At 71.3% G+C, this 17,072-nt stretch carries 17 protein-coding genes; 9 read left to right on the forward strand and 8 right to left on the reverse strand.

From position 1 onward, the window contains the following. Positions 1 to 21: 21 nt before the first annotated feature. Positions 22 to 1,470, reverse strand: a complete 1,449-nt coding sequence (locus INP57_RS13605) for a bifunctional aminoglycoside phosphotransferase/ATP-binding protein (protein ID WP_200070558.1) — start codon at positions 1,468 to 1,470, stop codon at positions 22 to 24. 217 nt (positions 1,471 to 1,687) lie between these two features. On the opposite strand from INP57_RS13605, the gene INP57_RS30335 reads away from it, so the two are divergent. Further along, positions 1,688 to 1,942: a DUF3040 domain-containing protein gene (locus INP57_RS30335; protein ID WP_200070559.1), complete on the forward strand. Its 255-nt coding sequence runs from the start codon at positions 1,688 to 1,690 to the stop codon at positions 1,940 to 1,942. Positions 1,943 to 2,002: 60 nt separating this feature from the next. On the opposite strand, the gene INP57_RS13615 is transcribed toward INP57_RS30335, so the two are convergent. Beyond that, positions 2,003 to 2,632: an Rv1733c family protein gene (locus INP57_RS13615; protein WP_200070560.1), complete on the reverse strand. Its 630-nt coding sequence runs from the start codon at positions 2,630 to 2,632 to the stop codon at positions 2,003 to 2,005. A gap of 136 nt (positions 2,633 to 2,768) precedes the next feature. Here INP57_RS13615 and INP57_RS13620 point away from each other — a divergent pair, with 136 nt between their 5' ends. Then, the gene (locus INP57_RS13620) at positions 2,769 to 3,521 is read left to right on the forward strand and encodes an HAD family acid phosphatase (protein WP_200070561.1); all 753 of its coding nucleotides are present in this window, start codon (positions 2,769 to 2,771) and stop codon (positions 3,519 to 3,521) included. A gap of 194 nt (positions 3,522 to 3,715) precedes the next feature. Here INP57_RS13620 and INP57_RS13625 read toward each other — a convergent pair whose 3' ends face one another. Next, the gene (locus tag INP57_RS13625; RefSeq protein ID WP_200070562.1) at positions 3,716 to 4,408 is read right to left on the reverse strand and encodes a spermine/spermidine synthase domain-containing protein; all 693 of its coding nucleotides are present in this window, start codon (positions 4,406 to 4,408) and stop codon (positions 3,716 to 3,718) included. A gap of 307 nt (positions 4,409 to 4,715) precedes the next feature. Between INP57_RS13625 and INP57_RS13630 the strand changes: the two genes are divergently transcribed. From INP57_RS13630 to INP57_RS13660, 7 genes are all read left to right on the forward strand, one after another. Next, positions 4,716 to 5,903 (forward strand): L,D-transpeptidase, encoded by a 1,188-nt coding sequence (locus INP57_RS13630; RefSeq protein ID WP_233627512.1) that lies wholly within the window; start codon positions 4,716 to 4,718, stop codon positions 5,901 to 5,903. 9 nt (positions 5,904 to 5,912) lie between these two features. Then, on the forward strand, positions 5,913 to 6,407 hold the full coding sequence (locus INP57_RS13635; protein WP_200070563.1) for an MSMEG_6728 family protein: 495 nt from the start codon (positions 5,913 to 5,915) through the stop codon (positions 6,405 to 6,407). 241 nt (positions 6,408 to 6,648) lie between these two features. Next, positions 6,649 to 7,851: an LLM class flavin-dependent oxidoreductase gene (locus INP57_RS13640; protein ID WP_200070564.1), complete on the forward strand. Its 1,203-nt coding sequence runs from the start codon at positions 6,649 to 6,651 to the stop codon at positions 7,849 to 7,851. Next, entirely contained in the window at positions 7,851 to 9,191 is a 1,341-nt protein-coding gene (locus INP57_RS13645) for an NtaA/DmoA family FMN-dependent monooxygenase (RefSeq protein ID WP_200070565.1), read from the forward strand. The genes INP57_RS13640 and INP57_RS13645 overlap by 1 nt, the downstream gene beginning before the upstream one ends. Positions 9,192 to 10,068: 877 nt before the next feature. After that, positions 10,069 to 10,908 (forward strand): helix-turn-helix domain-containing protein, encoded by an 840-nt coding sequence (locus tag INP57_RS13650; protein WP_200070566.1) that lies wholly within the window; start codon positions 10,069 to 10,071, stop codon positions 10,906 to 10,908. Between the two features lie 11 nt (positions 10,909 to 10,919). Then, positions 10,920 to 11,108, forward strand: coding sequence for a DUF397 domain-containing protein (locus INP57_RS13655; protein WP_295147347.1), 189 nt, complete (start codon positions 10,920 to 10,922; stop codon positions 11,106 to 11,108). Between the two features lie 162 nt (positions 11,109 to 11,270). Next, positions 11,271 to 11,543, forward strand: coding sequence for a hypothetical protein (locus INP57_RS13660; protein ID WP_200070567.1), 273 nt, complete (start codon positions 11,271 to 11,273; stop codon positions 11,541 to 11,543). A gap of 93 nt (positions 11,544 to 11,636) precedes the next feature. Here the strand turns inward: INP57_RS13660 and INP57_RS13665 are convergent, their stop codons facing one another. The 5 genes from INP57_RS13665 to INP57_RS13685 all read right to left on the reverse strand — a co-directional run bounded on the left by INP57_RS13665 (position 11,637) and on the right by INP57_RS13685 (position 16,840). Continuing rightward, positions 11,637 to 12,053 (reverse strand): hypothetical protein, encoded by a 417-nt coding sequence (locus INP57_RS13665; RefSeq protein ID WP_200070568.1) that lies wholly within the window; start codon positions 12,051 to 12,053, stop codon positions 11,637 to 11,639. Positions 12,054 to 12,281: 228 nt separating this feature from the next. Next, positions 12,282 to 13,502, reverse strand: coding sequence for an acetyl-CoA C-acetyltransferase (locus tag INP57_RS13670; protein ID WP_200070569.1), 1,221 nt, complete (start codon positions 13,500 to 13,502; stop codon positions 12,282 to 12,284). Then, on the reverse strand, positions 13,495 to 15,159 hold the full coding sequence (locus tag INP57_RS13675) for an AMP-binding protein (protein WP_200070570.1): 1,665 nt from the start codon (positions 15,157 to 15,159) through the stop codon (positions 13,495 to 13,497). The genes INP57_RS13670 and INP57_RS13675 overlap by 8 nt, the downstream gene beginning before the upstream one ends. After that, the gene (locus INP57_RS13680) at positions 15,156 to 15,959 is read right to left on the reverse strand and encodes an alpha/beta fold hydrolase (RefSeq protein ID WP_233627513.1); all 804 of its coding nucleotides are present in this window, start codon (positions 15,957 to 15,959) and stop codon (positions 15,156 to 15,158) included. The genes INP57_RS13675 and INP57_RS13680 overlap by 4 nt, the downstream gene beginning before the upstream one ends. Then, positions 15,956 to 16,840, reverse strand: coding sequence for a MaoC/PaaZ C-terminal domain-containing protein (locus INP57_RS13685; RefSeq protein ID WP_200070571.1), 885 nt, complete (start codon positions 16,838 to 16,840; stop codon positions 15,956 to 15,958). Before INP57_RS13685 ends, INP57_RS13680 begins: the two co-directional genes overlap by 4 nt. Positions 16,841 to 17,072 lie beyond the last annotated feature (232 nt).

Genomic DNA, 17,072 nt, shown 5'->3' on the forward strand with positions numbered 1-17,072 from the left:
GGGCGGGTGCGGTTCGGGGCGTCAGTCGTTGACGGGCGCAGGCTGCGCGGGCGGTGACTCGACGTACCGGCGAGCCGCGGCGACTGCACCGCCCGCGGCACCGGAGGTGTCCACCTCGACCGCTTCCGGCCAGTGTGCGAACCGGCTGCGCATCTCGTCGGCGACCGCCCCGGTGGCTTCCGACGGGTCGTCCCGGCGCGCGTCGATCCGCTGCCGCGCGAGGTCCGCGGGCGCAGCGCAGCGGATCTCGACGATGTCGGCGAACGTCTCGCGGGCGACCTCCCGCGCGTGCTCGCGCTCGCGTGCGCTGCTCCAGCTCGCGTCCAGCAGCACCAGTTCGCCGCGTTGCAGCAGGAGCTTCGCCCGGTGCGCCATCCGCCGGTACGTCTCGTGGACCTGCGAAGGCTCGTAGCGGCCGGTGCCGTAGCCGTCCGCGGGCTCTCCAGCGAGCTCGGCCCGAATCTCGTCGGTGCGCAGCAGCGAGGCGCCGAGCCGGTCGCCGAGCCCGCGCGCCAGCGTCGACTTGCCGGTCCCCGGCGGCCCGCCGACCAGCACCAGCCGCGACCGCGCGGCCAGCAGATGCCGTTGCGCGATGCCCGCTAGCCGCGCCGCCAGCTCGGCCTGATCCGCCACGCCCTGCTCGTGGCGCAGGCACGCGACCTTCGCCCGCACGAACGCCCGGTACGCGACGTAGTGCCGTGCCAGCGAGTCGGGGAACGCCCCGCCTGCGTACTCGCCGTAGCGGGCCAGGAAGAACTCGCCGAGCCCGGCGGCCCCGAGCCGTTCCAGGTCCATCGCCAGGAACGCCGCGTCGTCGAGCCCGTCGACGTGCCGCAGCTCGTCGTCGAACTCCAGGCAGTCCAGGATCCGCGGCCCGTCGTCGAGCAAGTACACGTCGTCGGCCTGCAGGTCGCCGTGACCGTCCACGACGGCACCGCGGCGCGCTCGGTCCGCGAACAGCTCCGCGCGGCCGTCCACGTAGCGCAACGCGAGCCGTTCGATGAGCTCCAGCTGCTCGGCGTCCAGCACGTCACCGGCGAACCGGCGCGCGCCGTCGAGGTTGTCCACCCAGCGCCGCCGCAGCGCATCCTTGCCGCCGGCCGCGGAGATCCGCGGCCCGGTATCGGCGCTGCTGTGGAACGACGCCAGCGCCCTGGCCAGCCGGGTGAGCCCGGGCCGCACCTCGGCACCGGCTGCGACCAGCGAGGACAAGCTGCTGCCCGCGGGCATCCGGCGCATCACGACCATCCAGTCGCAGGTTCGCCCGTCCTCGCCGCTGATCCGCAGCAGGTCCAGGTAGACGTCCGGAGCGAGCCGCCGGTTCAGCTCCACTTCGCGGCGGCAGGCGCGCTCCCGCTCCCGCACCGAGCGGAAGTCCAGGAACCCGAAGTCGACCGGCTTCTTGACCTTGTAGGCGCGGTCGCCGCAGAACACGACCACGGCGGTGTGACTCTCGGCCAGCTCCGCCATGCCCGCTCAGGTCCCGGCCGCGCGGCGCGGACCCGGCGGCTGCGGCGACCGGGGCGGTTCGGGTGGATATGCCGCCATGACACCTCCAACGGACCTTGCCGACCACGAACGGATACCCGCACCCTGGGGATCACATGCGCGGTGGGGCTTTGGCCTCTCACCACGGGATCCGCGCGGCAGGCAGGATGGAACCGGCATCCGGAGGAGGGAGGGACCAGTGCACAGCCACGAACGGCGGGAGCTCGCCGAGATCGAGAACCGGCTCGCCCTCGATGATCCGGAGTGGTTCCGGCAGTTCTCCGGAACACCACCGGTCCGCGGGGCGCAGCGGCTGCGCATCGCGGCCGCCCTGTTCACGAGCGTGCTCGCGGTCGCCGCCGTGCTGGTCGCGGACGCGGTCGGGTTCGCGTTGTGCTCGGTGCTTGCCGCCATGCTGTTCGCCTTCCGGAGTTGGCCGATCCACTCCGATTGAGCCTTCTCCGAGCCTTTTTCCCGGCGGTGTCGGCAGCGGGGCTGCACCGGCGCGCCCGGCTCACCCCTTGCTCGTCGGTCCGCGCCACCGCGGTCCGACCACTTCCCACTCCCGCTCCCAAGCGCGGCGGGCGCGGGCGTCGGTGAGGGCCCGCACCGCCAGCAGCGCCGCCCCGCACAGCACCACACCACCCCCGGCGAGCAGCACCGCGACGCTGATCGCCGAGGCCAGCGCCCGGTCGGTGCTCAACGGCGGTTGTACGGGCCGGGCCGTCTCGTCGATCCACACCGTCACGGAGTCGCCGGCCGCACGGGGCGAGTCGACGTCGATCAGCGCGGTCCGGGTGCCGCCGCCCGGGTCCTGCCAGCCCGCCATCGCCTCGAACCGGATGTCGCGCACCTGCGGGTGGCGGGCGAGCACCCGCATCCGCGGCGGTTCGAGCAGCTGCGCGGTGACCTCCCGCCGGGTCGCGGCCTGCTCGGCGGCGTCGGCGAGCAGCCGCTGGTGCGTTCCGTGGCCGATGGCGGCGGCGACCGGCAGCACTGCCAGCGCGAGCACCATGAGCCCGGCCATCAGCGCGGCCGCGCAGCGGTCGCCGCGCCGGCGCAGCGGGTTCGGCTCCCGGCTCAACGCCCGCGCGATCCACCGCAACTGCTCGGTAATCGGCCCGGTCGCCACCATGTTCACCATCTCGGCCCAAGGATCACCGCCCGCCGCGCTCGGGACAAAGAGCAGTTGTTCCCGAGCGCAGGGCACGACCTTGGCCGCGGGCGCGCGGAAGGGCTAGGTTCCGGCGGTCGGAACACCGCGATCTTGGGGAGTGCACATGTCGTCTCGGGTCGGGATCGTCAAGCTCGCCACCGCCGCCGCGCTCGGCGCGACGCTGGCAGGCGGGGCGGGCGCCCTGGGCGCGCAGCGGACCGCCGCGCCGGAGCCGGACAACCTCGGGCAGGCGAAGCAGGCCGTGCAGGAGTACTACGGCGACCGCGAGGACGCCGCGGGCGAGCACCACGCCTCCCCCGGCAGCGCCTGGGACGTCGACACCGACCGGGAGGTGACCGGCGCGCGGGCGTACCTGCAGCGCCGCCTCGCCGAAGGCGTGCCGAACCCGGCGATCGTGCTGGACGTGGACGACACCTCGGAGGTGACCTACGGCTGGGAGGCCGGGCGGGACTTCGGTTTCGACGAGGCCGCGCAGCGCGAAGCCATCGAGAAGGGCGTGTTCGAGCCGATCGGGCACACCCGCGAACTGGCGCAGTGGGCCGCGGGGCACGGCGTGCGGGTCTACTTCATCACCGGCCGCGGGGAGAGCCTCCAGGACGCTTCGCTGCGCAACCTCGCCGGGGAAGGGTTCCCGAGCCCGGCCGGGGCGTTCTTCAAACCGGAGACGCACGCCCCGGACTACCTGCCGTGCGGGCTGGACTGCAGCACCGTGGAGTACAAGTCGGGCACCCGCGCGCACCTGGAATCGCAGGGCGCGCACATCGTGCTCAACATCGGCGACCAGCACAGCGACCTGCAGGGCGGGCACGCCGACAAACCGGTGAAGCTGCCGAACCCGATGTACTACCTGCCCTGAGCGGGCGCGGATCAGGTTCTGTCGGATAAGCGGCGGCAGCCGCTTGCGGTCTCCCAGGACTTAGCCGGACCACCGGCGGGTTCTCAGACGTCTTCTGGCGAGGAAAGCTCCGACGCCGCGTGGGGACCTACGTCAGGAGGAGATCCCGGAGCCAGCAGACGTCTGAGGTTCCGCCACCCGACCAGCTACCCAGATCAATTCCTCAACAACTCCTGGTGCGCGGGGTGCCGGGCCAGGTAGACGACGTCCGGTTCACCCCGCGCGACCGGGGTTTCGTGCACCGCGACCTCCCGGAAGGCGTTGCGCAGCGCCGCCTCGAACGCGGCCGACCGGTTCGCGCTCCAGAACGCGACGGCACCCGGATCGCCGAGGCGTTCGCCGAGCCGCGCGAGCCGGGATCGGCCGTAGAGCGCGCCGTTCTCGGGCGTGGTGAGCCATTCCGGCCCGTTGTCGGTGTCCAGGCAGACCGCGTCCAGCGGCCCGTCGTCGCGGTCGAGCCATGCCGCGATGTCGCCGTGCACGATCCGGACGCGGGGATCGGCGGTGTTGCGCTCGGTGCGTTCCGGCAGGTAGGTGCGGTTCCATTCGATGACCTGGCGGTGGATCTCCACCACGATGATCTCGGCGGGAACCGGTGAGGCCACCGCCGCCGCCAACGAGAACCCGAAGCCGAGACCGCCGATGACCAAGCGCGCCCCGGGCGGCGCGACCGCGAGCACCCGCTCGACCATCGCCCGTTCCGAGCGGCCGTCGCGGGTGTCCATCAGGAACATGCCGCCGCTGATCAGTTCCAGTTCGGCGCCGCAGCGGCGCAGCACGAGCTCGCCGAGGCCGGTGCGGCTGCGTTCGAGCACCTGCGGTCGATCGTCGGGCTCGTCGTCGGTCATCCGGTCACCTCGTGCGGGTTCGGTCCACCTTCGGTTCGGGTGCGCGCCGCAGCGCGTTCACCGCCAGGTTACCGCCGCACGGGCTCGATGATCACCCGCGAATTCCGCACCGCGATCTTGCGGGCGATCAGAACGGTCGGAGAATCTGATCACTTTTCGCACCTCCCGCTTCCCGAACTGGGATCACCGGTTCCCCCGATCGGTGTTCCGACACTGCGCGAACCTCCACACATCGCGATTAGTATCGCTTCCGGATTTCTTTGATCGACCGATCGAATGATCGCAGTGCGCCAGTCGGAGGGATCTCATGCCGATTCCCGCGTCGCCTCGCCGCCGTGCCCGATTCATGCCGCTGCTCGCGGCGCTGATCGGCGTGCTGGTCCTCGCAGGTTGCAGTGCCACCGCACCGCCGAAGCGGGTTCCCGCGCCTGCGCTCACGATCGAACCGGCGAACGCCACCGCCATCAGCCCGCGGACTCCGATCACGGTCCGGGTCGCCCACGGCACGCTCACCGACGTCACCGTGACCAACACCGAAAAGGGCAGCGCCGTGCGCGGCGAACTCAGCCCGGACGGGAAGACCTGGCGCAGCACCGAACCGCTCGGTTACGCCGCGCACTACGACGTGCTCGCGCACGCGCGCGGCGCCGACGGCAAACCGGCCGAGCAGCGCGGCGCGGTCGGCACCGTCGAGCCGGCCGAGAAGTTCGAGGCCAACCTGATCCCGTCGCCGGACGCCGTGGGAGACGACGGCATCGGCGTCGGCCAGCCGATCGTCTTCCAGTTCACCAAGCCGGTGCAGGACAAGGCAGCGATCGAACGGACGCTGGAGGTGCACAGCGATCCGGTCCAGCCGGGAGCCTGGCACTGGATCGACGACGAGAACGTGCACTACCGCCCGAAGGAGTTCTGGAAGCCGGGAACCACGATCCACGCCAGCGCCAACGTCTACGGCGCGGATCTGGGCGGCGGCGTGCTCGGCGGCTCGGACACCGCGCACACCTACCGGGTGCACGACGCGATGATCGCCAGGGCGGACGGGAAGTCCAACCAGATGCAGATCTTCCGCAACGGCGCGCTGATCAACACGATGCCGATCTCGATGGGCAAGAAGTCCTCGCCGACGCACGCGGGCACGCACGTCGTCTCGGAGAAGCGCGAAAGCATGATCATGGACTCGTGCACCTACGGGGTGTGCGACAAGAGCGATCCGGACTATTACCGGATGCGCGAGCGCTGGTCGGTGCGGGTCTCCAACAGCGGCGAGTTCGTGCACGAGAACCCGGCGAGCGTGGGCAGCCAGGGCAGCTCGAACGTCTCGCACGGCTGTATCAACCTCAACGGCGAGAACGCCCGATGGTTCTTCCGCAACTTCGGGTACGGCGACGTGGTCGAGGTGACCAATTCCGGCGGGCCGGAGCTGCCGGTGTGGGACCGCTACGGCGACTGGTCGATGGACTGGCAGCAGTGGCAGCAGGGCAGCGCGCTGAAGTAGCGCGCAGCCGTGCAGACTTTCCTGCCTTACTCGGACTTCGCGGCGAGCGCGCGGGTGCTCGACCGGCGCAGGCTCGGCAAGCAGCGGGTGGAGGCGTTGCAGGTGCTGCGCGCCTTGACCGTCTCCGGCTACGGCTGGCGACGGCACCCGGCGGTGCTGATGTGGTGCGGCTACGAAGAAGCGCTGACCTGCTACGGGCTCGTGGTGTGCGGGGTGTGGCAGGCCGGTGGCCGCGGTGACACCTGCGAGCCGAGCCTGCGCGCGGACTTCGCGGTCGCCACGGGCCGCGATGCGGTGCGCACGCAGGCCGAACTCGCCGAGGCCGGTGAGCTGCCGCCGTGGCTCGGCCGGGCCGAGCTGCATCGCAGTCATCGATCCGCGCTGCTGCGCAAAGATCCCGAGCACTACGGCCGGTACTTCTCCGACGCCGATCCCGAGCTGCCTTACCTGTGGCCGTCATCGGACCGCCCGGAACGGCCCGAGGAGCAGCGCGTATCTCGGTGATTCGGGCGCCGTCTCGTCGGTTGGGAAGCTTGGCACCGCGCCCGCCGCACGGCCTACCGTGATCCGACCTGGCGATTTCCTTGGCACGATGGCGTTTTCCCGGGAGGGAGGCTGCGATGCGCGCGGCCGCGGGTTTCCGCGCCGTCCGGCGGCGCCACGTCGACCTGCTGCGGGTGATCAGCGCGCGGTGTCCGGGCACTCCCGCCACCGCCACGTTCCCGCAAGCAGGAGAGGAATTCCCATGCCCGGCACACACCTCGCCGTCGCGCTGGACGGCGCGGGCTGGCACCCGGCGGCTTGGCGCGATCCGAGCGCCACGCCGGAAAAGCTGTTCACCGCGCCCTATTGGGCCGCGCTGGCCCGCACCGCGGAGCGCGGGCTGCTCGATTTCGTCACCGTCGAGGACGGTCTCGGCTTGCAGTCCGAGGACCACCTCGAGCCCGGTGACCGGCGCACCGACCGGGTCCGCGGCAGGCTCGACGCGCAACTGATCGCTTCGTTCCTCGCGCCGCTGACCTCGCGGATCGGGCTGGTTCCGACGGTGACGAGCACGCACACCGAGCCGTTCCACGTGGCCTCGGCGATCGCCACGCTCGATCACGACAGCCTCGGCCGCGGCGGCTGGCGGGTGCAGACCTCGGCCCGCGCCGACGAGGCCGCGCACTTCGGGCGGCGCAGCCTGCCGCCGATCCGCCGCGAGGCGCTCGATTCGCCCGCGGTGCAGGAGGCCATTGCGGACCTGTTCGCCGAGGCCGCCGACGCGGTCGAGGTGGTGCGGCGGCTCTGGGACAGCTGGGAGGACGACGCGGAGATCCGCGACGCGGCCACGAACCGCTTTCTGGACCGGGAAAAGCTGCACCACATCGACTTCACCGGCCGGTTCTTCTCGGTGCGCGGGCCGGGGATCGTGCCGCGGCCGCCGCAGGGCCAGCCGCTGGTGGTCGCGCTCGCGCACCGCGAACTCGCCTACGAGTTCGCCGCGCGCTCGGCCGACGTCGTGTTCGTGACTCCGCAGGAAACCGCCGACATCGCGGGAATCCTGTCCGAAGTGCGCGCGGCGGAGCGAAAGGTCGGCCGCGACGGGGAACCGCTGCGGGTGCTGGCGGACGTGGTGGTCGCGCTCGACGCCGACGCCCCGGCCGCGCGGCGGCGGCTGGCGCGGCTCGACGAACTCGCCGGTGAGCCGTTGCGCTCGGACGCCGCGGTGTTCTCCGGCGATGCTCCGCAACTGGCGGATCTGCTGGAGGAATGGCGAATCGCGGGCATCGAAGGTTTCCGCCTGCGCCCCGCGGTGCTGCCGATCGACCTGGACGCGATCGTCGACCGGCTGGTGCCGGAGCTGCACCGGCGCGGGAGCTTCCGCACCGGCTACGGCGCGAAGAACCTGCGCGAACGCTTCGGCCTGCCCCGGCAGTCCAGCCGCTACGCCGTGGAGGTGGCGTGATGAGCAAGCAGATCATCCTGGGCGCGTACTTCCCGGGCGTCAACCACGACACGGTGTGGAGCGATCCGGCTTCCGGCAGCCACATCGACTTCGAGTCCTACGCGCACTGGGCCGAAACGGCCGAGCGCGGCAAGCTGGACCTGCTGTTCCTGGCCGAGGGGCTGCGGTTGCGCACCCGCGGCGGACAGGTCTTCGACCAGGACGTGGTGGGACGGCCGGACACGTTCACGGTGCTGTCCTCGCTGGCCGCGATCACCGAGCACATCGGACTCGCGGGCACCATCAACTCGACGTTCAACGAGCCCTACGAGCTGGCGCGCAAGTTCGCCACGCTGGACCTGCTCTCCGGCGGCCGGGCCGCGTGGAACGTGGTGACCAGCTTCGACGCCGACACCGGGGAGAACTTCCGGCGCGGCGGGTTCCTGCACCGCTCGCAGCGCTACGAGCGGGCCGGGGAAACGCTCGAAGCGGTGCGCAGGCTGTGGGACTCGTGGGGTTCGGAGGCCGTCGTCGCCGATCGGGACGCGGGGCGGTTCCTGCGCGACGAGCACGTGGGCGACTTCGAGTTCCGCGGCGAGCAGTTCGACATCGCCGGGCGGTTCTCCACTCCCCGCCCGCCGCAGGGTCATCCGGTCATCTTGCAGGCCGGGGAGTCGCCCGCCGGGCGGGATTTCGCCGCCCGGCACTCGGATGCGATCTTCTCGCGGTACCAGGAGTTCGACCAGGCGCGCGAGTTCTACGCCGACGTCAAGGCTCGGGTCGCCAAGGCGGGCCGGGAGCCTTCGCAGGTCAAGATCCTGCCATCGGCGGGCGTCATCCTCGGCGACACCGCAGCCGAGGCCCGCGACCGGCACGCCGATGTGCGCAGCCGCCAGGTCGACCCGTTCACCGCGATCGTGCTGGCCGAGACGATCTGGAACCGGGACCTGTCCGAGTTCGACCCGGACGGCCCGGTGCCGGATGTGGATCCGACGCCGGAAGCTCCCAAGTGGATTCGCGGCCGCGCACCGCTGTCGCAGGATCCGCAGGCCACCGCCGAGTCTTGGCGCGCGCTCGGCAAGGCCGAAGGATTGTCCCTGCGGGAGGTCGTCACGAAGGTCTTCGACCGCGCGGTGTTCGTCGGCACGCCCGATCACGTCGCCACCGAGATCGACCGCTACGTGCAGGCCGACGCGGTGGACGGTTTCATCCTCGGCTCGCACGTCAGCCCGTCCGGGCTGGACGAGGTCGTGGACCGCGTGGTCCCGCTGCTGCAGGAGCGCGGTGTGTTCCGCACCGAATACACCGGCACGACGCTGCGGGAGAACCTGGGCGCCGGAGCCCCCGGTCGGGTGGAGTGAGCGGTTCGCTTGGAGTGAACGGAACTTTCGCCCAATCTATTGGGACCAACGGTCCGTTCACTCCTTGAGTCCGCGCGGGTTCCGGCTAGGGGTGACCGGCCGGTGCCCTTGGGGGAGGGATCGGAGTGCAGGCACCGGCCGGTCGGTCCGCGCGGGGTCGGGGATACCGCCGCGCGGGTCACCGCCTCCGGGGGTGAGGCGGAGTCGAGGTGGGGCTTCGCGTCGACGTGAATTCGGCCGCGGCAGCGCGCTGATGTTCAGGGCGCTGACGTTCCGGGCGCCACCGTTCCGGGCGTCCCGTTCAGGGCACCGCCGTTCAGGGCGTCCGCGTTCGGCCGGGCCGCGGGTCGCCCGGGTTTTCGCGCGCTAGCTCGGCTTCGGCCGCCGCGCACAGCGAGCGGCCCAGTTCGCCCGCCGCGGGCTCGGTACGCCGCAGATGAACGGGACCGCGCACGTAGTGGCCGCAGAGGCATCGCAGGGATCCGAAAGCACACCGGACGACACAATGCCATTCCGCGTCTCGCGGTCCGGTGGCCCAAGCGCGCGGCTCGACGGGTGCGGCGGCACCGGGCCGTGCGAAATCCTCGCCATGGAGCATGATTTCTTCGCCCTCGCACACGTTGCGCACCGCCGTTCCGCAACACCGATCGACCCACGCGTGCACTGTCCACACAGGACACTTGCGGTGTCGGCGTCGACCTGCTGCTCCGCGCTTCTTCCGAACGCGACAGTGACCCGGTTGCTCACGCACAGCTCTTTCTCGGTACGTTCCGTAGTGATCTACACTGACCATCGCTGGATTGCGATTGCTAGCACGCTACTAGCCGCAGGTCGGATTGCGCGATCACTCGAACGGATGGAAGAGGTAGGGCCGGACATGGCGAACGCTCGACAGTTGAGGCTTGCGCGCCTCCTCCGCGAGTTCCGGGAGAAGGCCGGCGTCGATCAGCAGCAGGTGGCCAAGCATCTGGGCATTCATCGCAGTGCGATCGGCCACTGGGAAATGGCGCGGTCCCGGCCCAGCAAGGAGAAGCTGGAGCAGCTGCTCGACGCCTACGGCGTGGACGACGAAGAACGACTGCACGTCGAGCAGATGCGCGCGGACAGCAACAAGAGCGGCTGGTGGACGCTGCACAAGCTGCCGTCGACGTTCGAGCCGTACGTCGGCTTCGAGGCGGACGCGGTCGAGGCCTTCAACTTCGAGATCACCATGATCCCGGGACTGCTGCAAACCCGCGAATACTCCCGCGCACTACACCGAACGGCCCGGACGCCGTTGAGTCCGCTGGTCGTCGAGAACCACGTCGATGCCCGCGCGCGACGGCAGGAACGGCTCGACGAGGACGACCCGCTCGTCCTGCACGTGGTGATCGCAGAGGAAGCGTTCCTCCGCACCATGGGCAGCGAACGGGTCATGGCCGAACAGGTCGATCACTTGATCGCCATGTCGAAGCGGGAGAACATCCGCATCCATCTGTTGCCGCTGAACGCAGCCGACCATACGACGCTGCAATGCGGCTTCTCGGTGCTCCGGTTCCCGCAGCACGGCGACGTCGCGTTCGTCGATTCACCGCTGGCGGGTCACATCGTGGACGGCTCCGAACAGACGGGTGAGCTGAATCGGCTCTTCGGGCAGTTCCAGCAGGCTGCCTTGGGCGCAGCTGAAAGTCGTTCATATCTGGCTACACTCCGGTCGCGGTACGAGACCGATGCCTGAAGGAGACGACTGTGACCTACACATGGAAGAAATCTTCGCGCAGCGCCCCGTCCGAGCAGTGCGTGGAGACCTCGCCCGCGCCACAGGGTGCGGCGATCCGTGATTCCAAGCTCGGTGACGACTCGCCGATCCTCGCGCTGAGCGGCCGCCAGTTCATCGCCTTCACGAACGCGGTGAAGGACGACCGCTTCCGGGACTGACCGCAGTTCGAGCCCATCCGGAATCCCCGGCGCGTCGAGCGCCGGGGATCCTTTATGTGCAAGCTAGCGGCACATCACTCACGTGCTACTGTCTCGCGATCAGACTGCAAGGCGGGCCGATCCGGCAGTACGAACCGGCCCGCCTCCCGCGAGGAGGCGAGCATGGCCGGTCGGAACACACCCGCGATGGGAACTCCGACGACACCGCGGGCGTACGGCCTGCCGTGCATCTGGCACCACGACCCCGCGACTGATCTGACGTTCCGCTGGGGCCGCGGCGACGGTTGCATCACCGTACTGACCGGCCGCCACAACGGCCGGGAAACCGCAGCCGACGTGCTCGCCACCTTCCCCGCCCCCGCCTGCTGGCTGGAGCAGAACGAACTCACCACCCGAGCCCGCCACTGGCTCGCCCGCCGCAACGAAAGGCGTTGACACGAAGTAACTTCCGGCGATGAACAGACTTGCGGGATCTCGTCCAGCATTGACGAGCTGGTACTCGGACGCCCGCTAAGACGCCGGGCGAGCTCATCCCACCTTGACGTAGAGCTGCATCCCGACCTGGCGGTGGTTGCCGATCGGGCACCAGAAGTCGTAGGTGCCGCGCTGCAGGGTCACGGTCAGGTCGGCGAAGCGGCCGGACTGCACCGTCGGGGTGCGGGCGTTGAGCACGCCGGGTCCGTAGATCTGCAGGGAATGCGGCGCGATCCCCGCGTTGTAGGCGCGGAACGTGTAGCGGCCCGGCGGGAGGAATTCCGGTTGCAGCAGCGCGTAGTCGACCATCCGGACCGGCACCAGCCTCGGCGGTGCGTCGGAGTGGTGCGGGTCCGGTGGAGTGGCCGCGGCAGCGCCGGAGCTGATGGTGGCCGTCAGCGCGAGCACGCCGAGCAGCACGCCCAGCGTTCTGCGAACGGTGCCGGCTTTTCCGTTGTGCGGCTTGGACATGGCGCGAACCCCCGTGGCGATCCGCGGGCGGGCGGGCGGCCCGCCCGCTGGTTTCGCGTAGCTGGCCGGTTCACGGTAAACCCGCCCGCGCGCCCGGTTCTTGCCGAATGTTCCTGTTGTGACGGGGGAAAACATACGAGCGCGGGCTGCCGCGAGAGACGCGCGAGCGTCCGTACTCAGTGGACGGAAGTTGCGCTTTCGCCGCTGTTGCGAGGTTTTCCGGAGGCGCTACGCTTCACCGACCCGCTCGAACAGGGCCGCAAGTCCTTGGCCGCCGCCGATGCACATCGTCTCCAGGCCGTAGCGGACCTCGCGGCGCTGCATCTCGCGCAGCAGCGTCGCCAGGATCCGCCCGCCGGTGGCTCCCACCGGATGCCCGAGAGAGACCCCGGAACCGTTGACGTTGACCCGATCCAGGTCCGCGTCGGTGAGCCGCCACTCCCGCAGGCACGCGAGCACCTGCGCGGCGAACGCCTCGTTCAGCTCGATCAGGTCGACCTCGGACAGCGCCACCCCGGCCCGGTCCAGCGCGTTGGCGACCGCGGGCACCGGCCCGATGCCCATCGTCGCCGGCGGTACCCCGCCGATCCCCCACGAGACCAGCTTCGCCAGCGGCCGCAGCCCCAGCTGCGCGGCCCTCTGCGGCGTGGTCACCACGCAGATCGCCGCACCGTCGTTCTGCCCGGACGCGTTGCCCGCGGTGACGGTGGCCGCCGAGTCCTGCTTGCCCATGACCGGGCGCAGCTTCGCCAAGACCTCCGGCGTCGAGTCCGGGCGGATGTGCTCGTCCCGCTCGACGACGGTGTCCTGCTTGCGGCCGGGAACGGTGACCGGCACGACCTCGTCGGCGAATCGGCCCGCCTCCCACGCCGCGGCGGCGCGCCGGTGCGAGCGGGCGGCGAGTTCGTCCTGCTCCTCGCGTGCGATGGAGTAGTCGCGGCGCAGGTTCTCGGCCGTCTCCAGCATCCCGCCCGGCACCGGGTGGTTCTCGCCGCCCGCGGTGACCCGGCCCTTGGCCAGCGAGTCGTGCAGCATCACACCCGGCCCGCCCTTCTGCGGGCGGCGCATCGAGGTGGAGTAGTGCGGCGCGTTCGACATCGATTCGGCACCGCCGGCCAGCACCAGTTCGGACGCGCCGCTGCCCACCTGCATCGCGGCGTTGAGCACCGCCTGCAGCCCGGATCCGCAGCGCCGGTCCACCTGCGCGCCCGGCACCGTCACCGGCAACCCGGCGTCCAACGCGGCGACCCGGCCGATCGCCGGAGCGTCCATCGTCGGGTAGCAGTGGCCCAGCAGGACGTCGTCGATCGAGTCCGCGGGCAGCCCGGTGCGTTCCAGCAGCGCCCGGATCGTGGTGGCGGCGAGGGTGTGCGGCGGGACCTCCGCCAGCGACCCGCCGAAGCCGCCGACCGGGGTGCGCAGCGGTTCGCAGATCACGACATCAGCCATCAGCGTCCTCCTGGTAGTTCTCGGCCCACTCGCGCAGCTGGGCGGCGCGGATCTTGGCCCCGTTGGTGCCCGAGGTCGTGGGCATCTCGTCGATGATGTGCACCCGGGCGGGCACCTTGAACTTCGCCAGCGTCGCCGAGCACCATTCCCGCAGCTCGGCCGGAGTGGCCGCGGCGGGCTCGGTGAGCACGACGAAGGCGACGGCCCGCACGCCGTTCCCGGTCCGCGCGCCTACGACCTTGGCGGTGCTGACCGCTTCGTGCGCGGCCAGCCGGTGCTCGATCTCGGCGGGCGCGACGAGGAAACCGCTCAACCGCAGCACGTCACCCATCCGGCAGACGTATTCGATGCCGCCGTCTTCGCTGCGAACCGCGAGGTCGCCGGTGCGGAACCAGCCGTCCGCGGTGCGCGCCCCGGCGTCGCCCCCGCCGAGGTAGGCGTCCACGACGGTCGGCCCGGCGAACTGGAGCTCGCCCTGCTCACCGTCGGCCACCGGCCGGTCGTCGTGCGGGTCGGCGGTGCGCACCCGGATCTGCGGCGAGACCGGCAGTCCGCCGCCGGACCACCGGCGCGGCACGGGAGTCGACTCCGGCCACAGCAGCGCAAGCGCGAACACCTCGGACGAGCCGTAGACGCCGGTGGTGCTCGCCCCGAATTCGGCGGCCCAGGCGGCGACTTCCGCGCTGCGGCCGAGGAAATCGGCCAACCCGAGCCAGCGCAACGCGGGCAACTCCACCGGCCGCTCGCGCCACGCGTCCAGCAGCCGCCCGGCCATGTCGTCGCCGCCGACCAGGTGGGTCGCGCGCTGCTCGGCCATCGCGGCGACGGTCGCGGCCGGGTCGAAGACCGGTTCCAGCAGGCACGCCGCTCCGCCCGCGACCGCGGCCAGCGCGGCGCAGAAACCGAAAACCCCGGACAGCGGGAGCACGCAAGCGGCCACGTCGCCTTCGCCGAGCCCGAGCGCCGCAGCGTCGGCGCGGGCGTGCGCCACCACGGCATCTTCGCGGTGCGCGGCGAGTTTCGGCAGCCCGGTGGATCCGGAGGTGGTGAACGCGACCGCCAGGTCCGAGCCGTCGCGGTCCGCCGATTCCTGACCGTCGCGCTCGGCCAGGACCGCACCGTCGCCTTCGGCCAGGCCCGTGCCGTCGCGCTCGGCAGGCTGCGCGAGCGGGGCGACCACCGCCGCTCCCCCGCCGAGATCGAACGCGCCCGCATCCGGCTCGGACTTCCCGGGACCGCTGACCGGGACGACGAACGGTGCCGGGACCTGCGCGGTCCGCACCGCTTCGCCGAGCACGCCGATCAGGTCGAGCCCGTGGAACCCGGCGGCGACGGCCACGACGCGGGGCCGCGCCCGGTTCAGCACGTGGCCGACTTCCTCGACGTTGTAGCGGGTGTTGAGGCCGATGACGTGCGCACCGCGCGCGGCGGCGCCGAATTGCCAGCTCAACGCGTCCGACCAGTTCGGCAGCCACACCGCCACGCAGTCACCCGGACCGACCCCGGCCGCGGCCAGCCGAGCCTGCACCGCGCGCGCCCGCGCGTGCAGCTGCGCGCGGGAGACCGCACGGAATCCGTCCTCGACGCGGTCCAGCGCGATCGGCGCGTCCGGGTCGGCCTCGACGAGGTCGTTGAGCAGGCGGCGCAAGGTGCTCATGCCCGCACCTCCGCGAGCTCGGCGAGCCAGCCGGTCAAGGTCCGCGCGAAGTCCGGCAGCTCCTCCATCGGGTAGTGGCCGACGCCGGGCAGCAGCGTGAATCGGCCGTCCGGCAGCTCGCCCGCGGCCGCGCGGACCGCGTCGGGCTTGATCCAGAGGTCGTCCTCGCCCGCCACGAGGTGCACGGGGCAGCGGATCGAGCCCAGTTCGGCGCGCACGTCGTGCGTGCCCCAGCCGATGAGGTCCGAGTTCGACACCGCCGGGTCCTCGCGCCGGTGCATGGTGGCGATCAGCTCGGCACGTGCCGGATCGACTCCGGAACCGACCACGGCCAGCGTGCCGAGATGGGTGCGGTCGGTGCGGCTCGGTGCGGCGATGTCCTCCAGCTCGCGTTCCAGGCCCGAGACCTTCACCCGCCCGCGCCCGGCTTCGGCGGCCATCGCGACCACGCCGCGCACGTCACCGGACAGCGCCGCGATCTGCAACGCGATCTTGCCGCCGATCGAGCAGCCGACCACCAGCGGATCGGCCAGCCCGAGCCGGTCCAGCAGGTCCAGGCAGAACCGGGCGTACTCGGCGAGGTCGCGGACCGGCCCGTTCGCGGCGGGCTCCGACCTGCCGTGACCCGGCAGGTCGGGGACGACTACGCGGTAGCCCGCAGCGGCCAGCGCGGCCGTGGTGCGCCGCCACTGCACACCGCTCTGCCCAGCGGTGTGCAGGCACAGCACGACCGGGCCGGAACCGGCCAGCTCGGTGAACGCGAGGGTGCCTGCCGCCTCGACGTAGCGGGCCTCGATCATCGCTGCTCCTGACCGGCCCCGCGGGCCGCCTCGGCGATCAGCTGCAGCGCCTTGGTCAACCGCAGGTACTCGTAGGCGTTGCCGGAGACCTGGAAATCACCGTTCATGGCGCGCTGCATGAAGTCGTTGCGCTGCGCGGTGACCAGCTCGGTCCACACCAGCGGCGATGCCGCGAGGGTGAACGCGGGCCCGTGCGGAGTGCGCGTCGCGGCTTCCAGCACCCGGCCCCGGTAGATCCGCAGCTGCACCTCGTCGTCGCCGCTGCGCAGCCCGATCGCGCCGTCCCAGGTGGCGACCGCGGAGGCGAACCGTTCGTCGAGCCGTTCGGTGAGCGCTTCGGCCCAAGCCACCGTGCCGAACCTGCGACCCGCCGGGTCGGGGCCGGTGCCGCGGGCCGGGACCAGGAACGCGGTGGTCCCTTCCTGCACCGTCTCGTCGTCCTGGTTGAGCAGCCGCACGTGCCGGTCGACCACGCCTCGCGAACCATCTCCGGTGCGGTGGCAGCGGATGATCGTCATCGTCATGCGCAGCGCGTCACCGGGGAAGATCGGGCGCAGGTAGCGCCAGTTCGTGTCCAGCAGCGCGACCTCGGAGTCCGGGACCAGGCCGAGATCGTGGAACATGCCGAAGAACACCGCGATGCCGAACGGGCCGTGCAGCACCGGTTTCCCGAAGCGCGTGCGCGCGGCGAATTCGGCGTCGTGGTGCAGGGGGTGCTGATCACCGCTGATGGCGGCGAAGGCGGTCAGGTCGTGCTCGGTGACCTCGCGCGGACCTGCTTCGAAGCGGCGGCCGACGGTGAAATCCTCGTAGGCCCCGACGCTCCCGTGCGACCGATCGGCACCGGAGGACGCGGCGGTGCGCACCGGTTCGGATGTCATGAACGCCTCCCCGTCCGCCGCACACCGGCGAACGCTTTCACCGAACCACTGCAACGCCCTCGGCGTCAAAGTCCGCTGGTGCGGCGACATCGCGCAGCACGCTCAGTCCACTATGGACTCACGAGCACCAGGTGGCGGCTCGGGGGTTCCCTCCGCCGATCCGCCGACGTATTGTACGGCCAAATACCATTCGGACGAACTCGACGAACGCTGATCGCCGCCTGTCGCAACG

It is taken from the genome of Saccharopolyspora galaxeae (assembly GCF_016526145.1).
Classification (GTDB): Bacteria; Actinomycetota; Actinomycetes; order Mycobacteriales; family Pseudonocardiaceae; genus Saccharopolyspora_C; species Saccharopolyspora_C galaxeae.

Excerpts from the sequence above, each read along its gene's own strand:
- INP57_RS13645 (WP_200070565.1), top strand. The coding sequence starts at position 7,851 with ATGAGCAAGCAGATCATCCTGGGCGCGTACTTCCCGGGCGTCAACCAC.
- INP57_RS13620 (WP_200070561.1), top strand. The coding sequence starts at position 2,769 with ATGTCGTCTCGGGTCGGGATCGTCAAGCTCGCCACCGCCGCCGCGCTC.
- INP57_RS13650 (WP_200070566.1), top strand. The coding sequence starts at position 10,069 with ATGGCGAACGCTCGACAGTTGAGGCTTGCGCGCCTCCTCCGCGAGTTC.
- INP57_RS13670 (WP_200070569.1), bottom strand. The coding sequence starts at position 13,502 with ATGGCTGATGTCGTGATCTGCGAACCGCTGCGCACCCCGGTCGGCGGC.
- INP57_RS13630 (WP_233627512.1), top strand. The coding sequence starts at position 4,716 with ATGCCGATTCCCGCGTCGCCTCGCCGCCGTGCCCGATTCATGCCGCTG.
- INP57_RS13605 (WP_200070558.1), bottom strand. The coding sequence starts at position 1,470 with ATGGCGGAGCTGGCCGAGAGTCACACCGCCGTGGTCGTGTTCTGCGGC.
- INP57_RS13680 (WP_233627513.1), bottom strand. The coding sequence starts at position 15,959 with ATGATCGAGGCCCGCTACGTCGAGGCGGCAGGCACCCTCGCGTTCACC.
- INP57_RS13640 (WP_200070564.1), top strand. The coding sequence starts at position 6,649 with ATGCCCGGCACACACCTCGCCGTCGCGCTGGACGGCGCGGGCTGGCAC.
- INP57_RS13615 (WP_200070560.1), bottom strand. The coding sequence starts at position 2,632 with ATGGTGAACATGGTGGCGACCGGGCCGATTACCGAGCAGTTGCGGTGG.
- INP57_RS13685 (WP_200070571.1), bottom strand. The coding sequence starts at position 16,840 with ATGACATCCGAACCGGTGCGCACCGCCGCGTCCTCCGGTGCCGATCGG.
- INP57_RS13675 (WP_200070570.1), bottom strand. The coding sequence starts at position 15,159 with ATGAGCACCTTGCGCCGCCTGCTCAACGACCTCGTCGAGGCCGACCCG.
- INP57_RS13665 (WP_200070568.1), bottom strand. The coding sequence starts at position 12,053 with ATGTCCAAGCCGCACAACGGAAAAGCCGGCACCGTTCGCAGAACGCTG.
- INP57_RS13625 (WP_200070562.1), bottom strand. The coding sequence starts at position 4,408 with ATGACCGACGACGAGCCCGACGATCGACCGCAGGTGCTCGAACGCAGC.
- INP57_RS13660 (WP_200070567.1), top strand. The coding sequence starts at position 11,271 with ATGGCCGGTCGGAACACACCCGCGATGGGAACTCCGACGACACCGCGG.